This is a genomic window from Spirillospora sp. NPDC046719 (genome assembly GCF_040645715.1).
Classification (GTDB): Bacteria; Actinomycetota; Actinomycetes; order Streptosporangiales; family Streptosporangiaceae; genus Spirillospora.
Genome location: NZ_JBEYYT010000313.1, coordinates 1 through 11478 on the forward strand (window position 1 = coordinate 1; position 11478 = coordinate 11478).

Consider the following 11478-nt stretch of genomic DNA (forward strand, 5'->3'; position numbering starts at 1 on the left):
GAGGAGGCTCGCGCGGCGGTCGCGCGAGCGCGCGCGGACGCGGCGGCGGCGGTGGCACGCGCCGCCGCGGGACGGGCTGAGCGCGACCGGCGCGGCGCGGAGGGCGAGGCGGAGACGGCCGCCGCCGAGGCGGACCTGCGGGCGGCGGCGGAGACGGAGGCGCGGTCGCGGGAGAAGGTCCGGGAGGTGTTCGGAGCGGACCCGGCGGACGATCCCGAGGTGTTCGGGGAGCGCCGGCGGGCGGCGATGGCCCGGATCGAGGAGCTGGGCGGGCTCCTGGGAGGCGGCGAGGCGGACGGCGCCGCGCTGCTGCCCGCCGCGGACCTGGTGGTCGGGACGCCGGTGGGCGTGGGGGCGGCGGTGCCGGGCGAGCGGTTCGGCACCCTGGTCACGGTGGGCGCGCTCGACGACGCGGACTTCCTGGTCGGCGCCGTCAGAGCGGCCCGCTGGATCCTCGTGGGCTCGCCCGATGACGAGCAGCCGGGGCACGGCGTGTTCGCGCGTTGCGCGGTCGCCGCACCCCGGCTGGTGGGGGACGGGAGCTAGTCAGTCCCGGTCGTCATCGTCATCGTCGTCGCCGGGGACGAGGACGTGCAGGAGCCAGCCGACGACGCCGACGACGATCGCGCCCCAGAAGGCCGGCCAGAACCCGCTGACGTGGAACGGCAGGTCGAGGCGGCCGGCGAGGGCGCTGGTCAGCCAGAGCAGCAGGCCGTTCACGACGAGGCCGATGAGGCCGAGGGTGAGGATGTAGAAGGCACAGCCGAGCGTCTTCACGATCGGCTTGATGACGGCGTTGACCAGGCCGAAGATGACCGCGACGCAGAGCAGTGTCAGCGCGCGGTGGGCGGTGTCCCGGCCGGTGAGGGTGATGCCGTCGATCAGCGCGGTGGCGGCCCAGAGGGCGATCGCGGTGATGACGACCTTGATGAGGATGCGCACACCACGAGGATCGTAGGGCAGGACGCGAAATTCATCCCTCTGCGCGGCGATTCGCCATGGGTGCGGCTCATCATCCGGAACGACCGGGGACGGCCCGGCGGGCGGGCGTCAGTCGGCCCGGTCGAAGAACGGGGAGCGGGCGGAGACCTGGGAGCGGGGTCCGCCACGGGGAGCCTGCGGGCTGGACGCGGCGGGCGCCGGAGCGGGGGCGGGGCCGGACGGCGCGGCGGCGCGCTGGCGCGACAGCGGCGGCGGCGGCGCACCCGCGCCGGCAGGCGCCGGCGGCGCGGACGGCCCGGACGGCGCGGGGCCGCCGGTCTGCCGGACGCGGGCGAGTTCGCGCTGGAGCCGGCGCTTCTCCATCTCGAGCGTGGTCAGCGACTCCTCGTGCTCCTCGCGCAGGTAGCGCAGGTCGCGGCGGGCGCGCAGGATGCGGCCGGCGCCGGCGAAGGTGAGCATCACGCCGACGACGAAGACGACGGCGACGCCCGCGCCGGCGAGGAAGACCTGCCACTCGTTGTGGATGCCGGGGACGGCCTGGCCGAAGGCGGTGAGGTGGGAGGGGTCGGTGTTGTCCATGATGATCCCGGCGGCGACCGCGACGGCCGCGGCGAGCAGGATCAGTCCGATGAACGCCATGTGCAGATCTCCTCTGCGGTGACTCCGGAGGGGGTGCGGAGGCCCACCACCATGCCAGACGCGAAGCCGATCATGTCGAATTCGTCGGATAAATCCAGGTCAGGGGCTGTTAGTCCGATTGATGACCCGAGGTTGCCCGCCGAGCGCGGTGGGTAATGATCGTTGCCGTAGGCGGCGCCGATTCCCGGGAGGGGCCATGCCCTTGGAGGCCATCGTTTTCGACCTGGACGGCGTGCTGATCGACTCCGAACCGGTGTGGGAGGAGGTGCGGCGCGGCTACGTCGCGTCCCACGGCGGGCGCTGGCTGCCCGACACGCAGCGGCGCCTCATGGGCATGAGCACCGTGGAGTGGGCCCGCTACATCGCGGCCGACCTCGTCGACGGCGTCACCGCGGAGGAGGTCGCCTACGCGGTGATCGACGAGATGTCCCAGCGGTACGCGGCGGGGCCGCCGCTGCTGCCGGGCGCCGAGGACGCCGTCCGCCGGCTCGCCGAGTTCCGCCCGCTCGGCCTGGCCAGCTCGTCCCCGCGCGCGCTGATCGACCTGGTGCTCGGGCAGCTCGGCATCGAGGCGCTGTTCCGCGCGACCCTGTCCACCGAGGAGGTCGACGCCGGCAAGCCCGCGCCGGACGGCTACATCGCCGTGGCCGCGCAGATGGACGTCCCGCCCGGGGAGTGCGTCGCGGTCGAGGACTCCAGCAACGGCCTGCGCTCCGCGCACGCGGCCGGGATGACGGTGATCGCGATCCCGCGCGAGGCGCACCCGCCCTCGGACGACGCGCTCGCGCTCGCCGCGCACGTCGCGAAGGACCTCGACGAGCTGACCCCCGCCCTGCTCACCGCCCTCTGACCCCATCCCGGGGACGGCTGTCGGCGGGCGCTCATAGTATGGGCCGATGGCCTCCCCCGACTTCCTCGAGACCCCGGAGACACTGGACACGCTGCGGCGCGTGTTCGGGTACGACGTGTTCCGGGACGGGCAGCGGGAGATCATCGAGCACGTCGTCGGGGGCGGGGACGCGCTGGTCCTGATGCCGACCGGCGGCGGCAAGTCGCTGTGCTACCAGATCCCGTCGCTGGTCCGGAAGGGCACCGGCGTCGTGATCTCGCCGCTGATCGCGCTCATGCAGGACCAGGTCGACGCGCTGCGCGCGCTCGGCGTCAACGCCGGCTTCCTCAACTCCACGCAGGACCTCGACGAGCGCCGCGTCGTGGAGGCCCAGTTCCTCGCGGGCGAGCTCGACCTGCTCTACCTCGCGCCGGAGCGGCTGCGCGTCCCGGCGGCGGTCGAGCTGCTCGACCGGGGCGACGTCGCGCTGTTCGCGATCGACGAGGCGCACTGCGTGTCGCAGTGGGGGCACGACTTCCGGCCCGACTACCTGATGCTGTCCGGCCTGCACGAGCGCTGGCCGGACGTGCCGCGCATCGCGCTGACCGCGACCGCGACGGAGGCGACCCGCGCCGAGATCGCGTCCCGGCTCCGGCTGGAGGACGCCCGGCACTTCGTCGCGAGCTTCGACCGCCCGAACATCCAGTACCGGATCGAGCCGAAGACCGACGCGAAGCGGCAGCTCCTCCGGCTGCTGCAGACCGAGCACCAGGGCGACGCGGGCATCGTGTACTGCCTGTCCCGCAACTCGGTCGAGAAGCACGCCGCGTTCCTCACCGAGAACGGCATCGAGGCCCTCCCGTACCACGCGGGCCTCGACGCGGAGACGCGCGCCGCGAACCAGGCGCGGTTCCTGCGCGAGGACGGCCTCGTCATCGTCGCGACGATCGCGTTCGGCATGGGCATCGACAAGCCGGACGTCCGGTTCGTCGCGCACCTCGACCTGCCCAAGTCCGTCGAGGGCTACTACCAGGAGACGGGCCGCGCCGGGCGCGACGGCCTGCCGTCCACGGCCTGGCTCGCCTACGGGCTGCAGGACGTCGTCAACCTCCGCAAGATGATCGACTCCGGGGAGGGCGACGCCGCGTTCCGCCGCCGCCAGTCCCTGCACCTGGACGCGATGCTGGCGCTCTGCGAGACCGTCGAGTGCCGCCGCGTCCAGCTGCTGAACTACTTCGGGCAGTCCGGCGAGCCGTGCGGCAACTGCGACACGTGCCTGTCCCCGCCCGAGACGTGGGACGCGACCGTCGCGGCGCAGAAGGTGCTCTCGGTGATCGTCCGGCTGGAGCGGGAGCGGCGGCAGAAGTTCGGCGCCGGCCACATCATCGACATCCTGCTCGGCAAGAAGAACGCCAAGGTCATCCAGTTCGACCACGACGCCTTGAAGTCGTTCGGCATCGGCACGGAGCTGCGCGAGGCGGAGTGGCGCGGCGTCGTCCGGCAGCTGCTGGCACAGGGCCTCGTCGCGGTCGAGAGCAACCACGGCACGCTGGTGCTGACCGAGGCGAGCGCGGACGTGCTGCGCGGGGAGCGCACGGTGCCGATGCGCCGCGAGCCCGAACGGGCCCCGGCGAAGGCGGCGAAGGCCGCGAAGGAGCGCAAGGCGCCCGTCGAGCTGCCCGCCGAGGCGGCGCCGCTGTTCGAGCGGCTCCGCGCCTGGCGCGCCGCCACCGCCAAGGAGCAGGGCGTCCCCGCCTACGTGATCTTCCACGACGCGACGCTCCGCGAGATCGCGACGGCGCGGCCGTCGTCGCTCGCCGAGCTGGGCAAGGTGAGCGGCGTCGGCGAGAACAAGCTCGCCAAGTACGGCGAGCAGGTCCTGGAGACACTCGCCGAAACGGCCTGACCAGGGGCCCCGCCGAGAATCCTCATCAGGTGAGGGCGGCGGCGACCTCGCGGGCGGCGCGGTGGCCGGACTCGACGGCGCCGTCCATGTACCCGGCCCAGCGCGTGGCGGTCTCGGTGCCGGCCCAGTGCAGCGGCCCGACGGGCCTGCGCAGGGCGGGGCCGAACCGCGTCAGCGTGCCGGGCGTGGCGAACGCGCCGTAGCAGCCGCGCGAGTACTCCTCCTCCGCCCAGTCCCGCTCGATGAACGCGATCGGGTCGCGGGCGCGCGGGCCGAAGTAGCCGACGAGGTCGGCGAGGACCCGCTCGCGGCGGGACGCCGGGTCGAGCCGCGCGGCGGCGTCGGCGTGCCGGCCCTCCAGGAACCCGACGAGCACCCCGGGCGCCCCGCCCTCCGGGGTGTTGTCGAAGACGACGGCGAACCCGCGGCGGTCGCTGTTGGCCTGGCCGCTGAAGCCGTCAACGCGCCAGAACGGCTCGTCGTACACGACGTTCACCTTGATCACACGGCCCATCGGCAGGCGCTGGACGAGCTGGTCGCGGTCGCCGGGCAGGCCGGGCGCGTACCGGATACGGGCGGCGAGCGGCGGCGGGACGGCGATGACCGCCCGCCGCGCCCGCACCTCCGCGCGGGGCGTGCGGAGCCGGACGGAACCGTCCGTCCACTCGATCTCGGTGACGGGCGCGTCCAGGACGACCCGGTCGCCGAGCTCGTCGGCCAGGGCGAGCGCGATCCGCTGGGAGCCGCCGGAGACGCGGTCCTGCTGCGCGCCGCCGGTCGTCTCGATCAGCGGGTCGAGGCCGCCGGCGGACGCGACGTAGAAGCCCGCCCACAGCGCGGACATGTCGTCCGGCTCCGCCGCGAACACCGCCTGCGTGATCAGCCGCATGAACGAGCGGCCCGCGCGCGTGTGCAGGTTCCGCCGGATCCAGGTGCCGAACGTCCGGCCGTCGAGCCGCGCGGCGTGCGCGGCGGCCCACGGCTCGTCGACCGGGATGCGGCGGGCGAGCCGGTCGAGGCGCGCCGAGCCCTGGCCGATGTCGAGGATCGCGGCCGGGGAGAGGCGCGGGACGCGCCCCGCGTACTCGCTGCGGCGCCCGCCGAACTCGGCGATGTGCCGTCCCTCGTCGTACGTCGGGTAGGTGGTGAGGCCGAGGTCGCGGATCAGCGCGAGCACCTCGTCCTGCCCGGGGCCGACCCACTGGCCGCCGACCTCGATCGGCCCGCCGCCGGGGAGCTCGCCGTTCAGCAGGCGCCCGCCGACGCGGTCGCGGGCCTCCAGGACGACGGCGTCGTGCCCGTCCCGGACCAGGTCGCGGGCCGCGACCAGCCCCGCGGCGCCCGCTCCGACGATCGCGACCTCGGCCTCCATGGCGCCTCCCATACGTGCCGCATCTCACATACGTCTTGTATGTGTTATACATGCCGCGTGGAGCATGTCAAGAGCCGGCGCGAGCAGTACGTCGAGAGCACCCGCACCGCCCTCCTCGACACCGGACGCCGCCACTTCACCGAGCGCGGCTTCGCCGACGTCTCCGCCGAGGAGCTGGTCCGCGCCGCCGGCCTCACCCGCGGCGCCCTCTACCACCACTTCAACGGCAAGCAGGGCCTGTTCGAGGCCGTCTTCGAGGAGTTCGAGGACGAGGCCGCCCAGCGCATCGCCGCCGCGGTGGAGGGCGCGGGCGGCGACGCGTGGCACCGCGGCATCGCCGGGATCCGGGCGTTCCTCGACATCTGCGCCGAGCCCGGCTACCGCCAGATCGTCCTGCTCCAGGGCCCCATCGCGCTCGGCTGGCAGCGCTGGCGCGAGCTGGACCAGCGCTACCTCGGCGCCCTCCTGGAGGACGGCCTCAGCGCGATCCTCGGCGCCGCCCCCGCCCACCCGCTCCCGCTCTCGGCCGCCGCCCTCTACGGCGCGCTCACCGAACTGGCCCTCACCATCGCCGACGCCGCCGACCCGGCGCAGGCCCGCGACCAGGCCGTCCAGCTCGTCGCCGCGATGCTGAAGGGCCTGCGCACCTTCCACTGAGCGGCGTCGGGAGAGCGCGCTCAGGAGGCGTACGGCCGATTCCCAGGGTTCTCCCAGGATCCGCCACGGACTCCTACCAGCCGGGCCCGCTTCAATGGCCACCATGCGAACCAACAGGAAGACCATCGCCGCCGGGGCCGGCGCCGCCGGACTGCTCGGGCTCGGCCTGTACCTCGCCGTCCCCGCCGCCGCGAACTCCGCCCCGTCCCCCTCCCCCTCCGCGACGACCGCCGCGCCGAAGGAGCACCCCGGCCACGGCAAGCGCCTGGCCGCCCTCCGCCGCGTCCGCGGCGTGCACGGCGTGCACGGCGAGGCCACCGTCCGCACCAAGGACGGCTTCCGCCTCGCCGACTGGCAGCGCGGCACGATCACCGGCATCTCCGGGACGACCCTCACCGTCCGCAGCGCCGACGGCGCCACCTGGACCTGGACCACCAACGGCGACACCCGCGTCCGCAAGGACGGCGGCAAGTCGACGCTGTCCGCGCTGGCCGGCGGTGCCCAGGTGTTCGTGCTCGGCGAGCGCTCCGGCGCCACCCGCACCGCCAAGTTCGTCCGCCAGCCGAAGAAGGGCTGACGCGAGAACTTCCCGGAAAAAGATCCGGGAGCGTGTCGATCCGCGCCGGGGCCGGTCGACGCGTTGGTGAACGAGAGGAGATCGCAATGGCGAAGTTCACCAGCGTGCAGGAGTACATGGAGGCCGTCCCGGCGCAGCTCAGGGACGTCGCGGAGAAGGCGGCCGCGGTCGTCGGGGCGGCGCTGCCCGGCCTGGACGCGGCGCTGTGGCACGGGCAGCCGACCTGGAGCCTCGGCGGTGCGCCCGGCCGGGACCCGCTCTGCTTCGTCAAGGCGTACCCGAACCACGTGACGCTCGGGCTGTGGCGCGGCCAGGACATCGACGACCCGTCCGGCCGGCTCGAAGCGAACAGCCGCAGCATGGCGTCCGTGAAGCTACGCGCCCTGGACGACATCGACCCGGACCTGTTCGCCTGCTGGCTCGCCCAGGCCGCGAAGCTCTGACCTTCGCGCGCCGGGCGGCCGGCCCGCGGGCGCGGGGCGAGCGCTCTGGCCTGGGAAGGCGGCGGCGGAAGGTAGTTTCGGGACGAGGACGGCGGCCGGGCGCGGTGCCCGGCCGGAGGCCGACGGCGGGAGCGCATGAGCGAGAACCGGCGGGTGCTCGTCGTGGACGACGAGGCCAACATCCGCGACCTCATCGAGGTCGCGCTGCGCTTCCACGGCTTCGCCACCGTCACGGCGGCGTCCGGGGAGGACGCGCTGCGCGCGGCCGCCGGCGAGCGGCCCGACCTCGTCCTACTGGACGTCATGCTCCCCGACCTTGACGGGTTCGAGGTGTGCCGGCGGCTCCGCGCGGGCGGCGACCAGGTCCCGGTGATCTTCCTGACCGCGCGGGACACCCCGTCCGACACCGTCACCGGGCTCACCCTCGGCGGCGACGACTACGTCACCAAGCCGTTCTCGATCGAGGCGCTCATCGCCCGGGTGCGGGCCGTGCTGCGGCGGGCCGCGCCGCCCGCCGGCGCGGTGCTGCGCGTCGCCGACCTGGAACTCGACGAGGGGCAGTGGACGGTCCGCCGCGGCGGCGTCGAGGTCGACCTGTCCCCGACGGAGTTCCGGCTGCTCGCGCACCTGATGCGCAACGCCGGGATGGTGCTGTCGCGCGCCCAGCTGCTGGAGGGCGTCTGGGGCTGGGACCACGGCAACCCGCAGGTCGTCGAGACCTACATCAGCTACCTGCGGCGCAAGCTCGACCCGCTGGGCACGCCGCTGATCCACACCCGGCGCGGGGTGGGGTACGCGCTTCGGCCATGACGCTCAACGCCCGGCTGCTCGCCGGCCTGCTCGCCGTCACCCTCGCCGGACTGACGATCATGGGGCTGGTCAGCGCGCTCGTGCTGCACGGGTACCTGATGCACCGGGTGGACGGGCAGCTCCAGGCCACCCGCGACCGGGCGGTCGCCCGGCTGGTCCGGCCGGGGCTGCCCGAACAGGGCGTGGCGCCGGCCCGGTTCGTGGTGCTGGCGGTCGGGCCGAACGGGCGGGTGCGGGTGCTCAGCGGGGACGCGCCCGCGCCGGACCACGCGGTCGGCGAGGTCGAGCGCCTCGGCACCGCCGGCCTCGCCGCCCGCGCGCGGTCGCTCGAACCGTTCTCCCTGCCCGGGCTGCGCGCCGTCGCCCGCCCCTGGCGCAACGGCACCGTCGTCGTCGCCTCCCCGCTGGACGAGATCCACGCGGCCGTCCGGAACCTGGTCCTCACCGAGGCCGCCACCGGCGCGCTGCTGCTCGCCCTGCTCGCCCTGCTCGGCCGGTGGCTGATCCACCGCGGGCTGCTGCCGCTGGACCGGATGGCCGCCACCGCGCAGGCGATCACCGCGGGCGGCGACCTCGGCGCCCGCATGCCCGGCCCCGGCCCCCGCACCGAGACCGCCCGGCTCGCGACCGCCATCAACGTCATGCTCGACCGGATCGAGCAGGCGTTCTGGGCCCGCAGCCGCTCCGAGGCCCGCGTCCGCGCGTTCGCCGCCGACGCCTCGCACGAGCTGCGCACCCCGCTGACCACCATCCAGGGCTACGCCGAGCTGTACCGGCACGGCGCCCTCGGCCCGGACGAGCTGCCCGACGCGATGCGCCGCATCGAGGACGAGGCCGGCCGGATGAACCGGCTGGTCACCGACCTGCTCGACCTCGCCCGCCTGGACCGGGAGGCCGCCGTCCGGCCCGCCCCGACCGACCTCGTCGCGCTGGCCGGGGACGCGGTGGCGGACGCGACCGCCGCCGCGCCCGGCCATCCCGTCCGGCTCGACGCGCCCGGCGAGCTCGTCGCGGACGTCGACGAGGCCCGCATCCGGCAGGTCTTCGCGAACCTCCTCGCCAACGTCGCCGCGCACACCCCGCCGGGGACGCCCGCGACGATCCGGCTCGCGCCCGGCGTCATCGAGGTCTCCGACGAGGGCCCCGGGATGGCGCCCGAGGACGCGGCCCGCGCGTTCGAGCGCTTCCACCGCGCCGAGCAGGGCAGCACCGGCACCGGCCTGGGCCTGCCCATCGTCGCGGCCATCGCCGCCGCCCACGGCGGGCGCGCCGAGCTCCGCTCCCGCCCGTCGGGCGGGACGACCGTCCGCGTCACCCTTCCCGAGACGCCCCCGCCCGCCGGCTGACCGGCGGCCCGTCAGGTGACCGGCGACTCCCACGCCGCCTTCCAGGTCGCCGGGCCGACGATCCCGTCCACGCCGAGGCCCTTCTCGGCCTGGAACGACCGGCACACCGCCTCCGAGACCGGGCCGTATGCGCCGTCCGCCGTGATGGGCCACCCGCGCGCCTTCATCCGCGCCTGCCACGTCCGCACGTCGTCGCCGCGCATGACGGGCGGCTGCGTGAGGTACCGGCCGGGCCACGCGGGGGCGTGCGGCGCGGACGTGCCGCCCGCCTTCCACTGCCCGTAGTCGTCGTGGACGGCCCGGTCGTAGTCGACCCCCACGCCGTTGATCCGGTGGTCGTTCGAGTACTGCTGGAGCTGCGCCCGCGAGTCCCAGTTGCCGCCCGACCACGCGTACGTCTGCCACCCGAACGTGATCTTCTTGGCGTCGAAAGCCCGCTTGACCGGCCAGTATCCGCCGTAGAGCCCCACCCGGCCGCGCCCGAGGACGGACGCCGCGCCGTCCGCGTACGCGTTGATCGCCGCCTGCTGCTCCGGCGTCGCGTCGAAGTCGACGGCGAAGTAGATCGGCCGGTCCGCGGGCATCCCGCAGGTTTTCGCCTGGGCCGCGGCGTCCCGCGCGTCCGCGGCGCCGCCGTCCCGTCCCGACAGCGCCCGCGACGCCGTGCTCTCCCACACGACGACCAGCCACAGGCCGGCCGCCGACAGCTCGCGCGCCTCGGCGGCCGTCAGGTTCTTGCCGGTCGTGTCGTGCGAGAGGTAGCGGCAGACGAACGTCGCCCCCGCCTCGCGCAGCGCGGACGCACCCGGGCGTCCCCACGCGTAGTCGACACCGAACACGCTCATCCCGCCGTCCCTTCCCCGGGGTCAGTCGAAGGCAGGCAACACCCCCTGAACCGCCACGACCACCGATGTTCCGTGATGTTCAACGCATGGCCGTCCGAACGCCGCATCGGGCGGCGGGGCTCCGTTATCTTCCGGCGATTCTTTGGTGAAGCGACGTCCAACAGGACAGTGACCTGAGACACATGCGGAGTTATGATCGCCTCGAGGCCAGCGACACTACGGGTCTCCGCAGTTACTGGGCGCATCTGACGCGCGTCCAACCTCGCGCCAGATGCACGGCATGACGGTGAGGTCGGACCAGCATGCGGCATGGCGAGTCCCTGTCCCGCCGATGCGGCCTTTCCGAACGTCTGTTCCCGCGTTCCCTCGTCCATCCCCGCCTGCTCCCGAGCAAGCCGCGACGTGGGGACTCCAACGAGGAGGCAACATGACCTACGTCGAGCAAGAGTCCACTCCTCAAACCCCGCCCTCGGCCGCCGACCCCGCCCCGCTCGGGCTGGCCGCCTTCGCCCTCACCACGTTCCTTCTCTCCGCCAAGAACGCCCAGTGGACGGACGGCACCGACGCCTGGCTCGGCTACGCGCTCGGCTACGGCGGCCTCGTCCAGCTCCTGGCCGGCATGTGGGAGTTCCGCAACCGCAACGTGTTCGGCGCGACCGCCTTCTCCTCGTACGGCGGCTTCTGGATCGGCCTCGGCCTCTACATCCTGCTCGTCGCCAAGGAGGGCAACGCCGACCAGGTCGCCAACGACCTCGGCTGGATCCTGCTGGCCTTCGCCATCTTCAACACGTACATGCTCCTGTGGAGCACGCAGGTGAACCTCGCCGTCTTCGGCGTCTTCCTCGCCCTGGAGATCACCGAGATCATCCTGTTCATCGGGAACTTCTCCACCAGCGAGACGACGATCAAGATCGGCGGCTACTTCGGGGTGATCACCGCCCTGGTCGCCTGGTACACCTCCGCCGCGGGCGTCATCAACGGCATGCTCGGCCGCACCACGCTCTTCGTCGGCAAGCCGATGCTCAACCTGACGCCGACGCAGCCCCCCGCCCAGCCCTGACCCGTCCGGCCTCCGAGGCCCCACGCGCACTCCGCGAGGGGCCGCGCCCCAG

At 74.0% G+C, this 11478-nt stretch carries 13 protein-coding genes; 9 read left to right on the forward strand and 4 right to left on the reverse strand.

Annotated features, from left to right (window positions below; genetic code table 11):
• On the forward strand, positions 1 to 546 hold a 546-nt coding region (locus ABZ914_RS36420; protein ID WP_500198875.1), incomplete at its 5' end, for a hypothetical protein.
• Here the strand turns inward: ABZ914_RS36420 and ABZ914_RS36425 are convergent.
• Together ABZ914_RS36425 and ABZ914_RS36430 are read right to left on the reverse strand one after the other, a co-directional pair.
• Complete coding sequence (locus tag ABZ914_RS36425; RefSeq protein ID WP_190850920.1) at positions 547 to 942, reverse strand: phage holin family protein; 396 nt, start codon at positions 940 to 942, stop codon at positions 547 to 549.
• A gap of 108 nt (positions 943 to 1050) precedes the next feature.
• The gene (locus tag ABZ914_RS36430) at positions 1051 to 1581 is read right to left on the reverse strand and encodes a hypothetical protein (protein WP_500198877.1); all 531 of its coding nucleotides are present in this window, start codon (positions 1579 to 1581) and stop codon (positions 1051 to 1053) included.
• Between the two features lie 196 nt (positions 1582 to 1777).
• On the opposite strand from ABZ914_RS36430, the gene ABZ914_RS36435 reads away from it, so the two are divergent.
• Both ABZ914_RS36435 and recQ read left to right on the forward strand, forming a co-directional pair.
• A complete protein-coding gene (locus ABZ914_RS36435; RefSeq protein WP_500198878.1) occupies positions 1778 to 2431 on the forward strand; it encodes an HAD family hydrolase in 654 nt (217 codons plus the stop codon).
• 46 nt (positions 2432 to 2477) lie between these two features.
• Positions 2478 to 4316, forward strand: a complete 1839-nt coding sequence (gene recQ / locus ABZ914_RS36440) for a DNA helicase RecQ (RefSeq protein WP_500198880.1) — start codon at positions 2478 to 2480, stop codon at positions 4314 to 4316.
• A gap of 25 nt (positions 4317 to 4341) precedes the next feature.
• Here recQ and ABZ914_RS36445 read toward each other — a convergent pair whose 3' ends face one another.
• Positions 4342 to 5688, reverse strand: a complete 1347-nt coding sequence (locus ABZ914_RS36445; RefSeq protein ID WP_500198882.1) for a flavin monoamine oxidase family protein — start codon at positions 5686 to 5688, stop codon at positions 4342 to 4344.
• A gap of 57 nt (positions 5689 to 5745) precedes the next feature.
• On the opposite strand from ABZ914_RS36445, the gene ABZ914_RS36450 reads away from it, so the two are divergent.
• The 5 genes from ABZ914_RS36450 (at position 5746) to ABZ914_RS36470 (ending at position 9521) form a co-directional block, all read left to right on the forward strand.
• On the forward strand, positions 5746 to 6345 hold the full coding sequence (locus ABZ914_RS36450; protein WP_500198884.1) for a TetR/AcrR family transcriptional regulator: 600 nt from the start codon (positions 5746 to 5748) through the stop codon (positions 6343 to 6345).
• Positions 6346 to 6448: 103 nt separating this feature from the next.
• Positions 6449 to 6922 carry a DUF5666 domain-containing protein gene (locus ABZ914_RS36455; RefSeq protein ID WP_500198886.1) on the forward strand — a complete coding sequence of 158 codons (474 nt, stop codon included), beginning with the start codon at positions 6449 to 6451 and terminating at the stop codon, positions 6920 to 6922.
• 86 nt (positions 6923 to 7008) lie between these two features.
• Positions 7009 to 7365: a DUF1801 domain-containing protein gene (locus ABZ914_RS36460; protein ID WP_500198887.1), complete on the forward strand. Its 357-nt coding sequence runs from the start codon at positions 7009 to 7011 to the stop codon at positions 7363 to 7365.
• A 135-nt stretch (positions 7366 to 7500) separates the two neighbouring features.
• Complete coding sequence (locus ABZ914_RS36465; RefSeq protein ID WP_500198888.1) at positions 7501 to 8175, forward strand: response regulator transcription factor; 675 nt, start codon at positions 7501 to 7503, stop codon at positions 8173 to 8175.
• Positions 8172 to 9521 (forward strand): sensor histidine kinase, encoded by a 1350-nt coding sequence (locus ABZ914_RS36470; protein WP_500198890.1) that lies wholly within the window; start codon positions 8172 to 8174, stop codon positions 9519 to 9521. Before ABZ914_RS36465 ends, ABZ914_RS36470 begins: the two co-directional genes overlap by 4 nt.
• An 11-nt stretch (positions 9522 to 9532) precedes the next feature.
• On the opposite strand, the gene ABZ914_RS36475 is transcribed toward ABZ914_RS36470, so the two are convergent.
• Entirely contained in the window at positions 9533 to 10366 is an 834-nt protein-coding gene (locus ABZ914_RS36475; protein ID WP_500198892.1) for a glycoside hydrolase domain-containing protein, read from the reverse strand.
• Between the two features lie 427 nt (positions 10367 to 10793).
• Between ABZ914_RS36475 and ABZ914_RS36480 the strand changes: the two genes are divergently transcribed.
• Positions 10794 to 11426 (forward strand): acetate uptake transporter, encoded by a 633-nt coding sequence (locus ABZ914_RS36480; protein ID WP_500198894.1) that lies wholly within the window; start codon positions 10794 to 10796, stop codon positions 11424 to 11426.
• Positions 11427 to 11478: the final 52 nt, after the last annotated feature.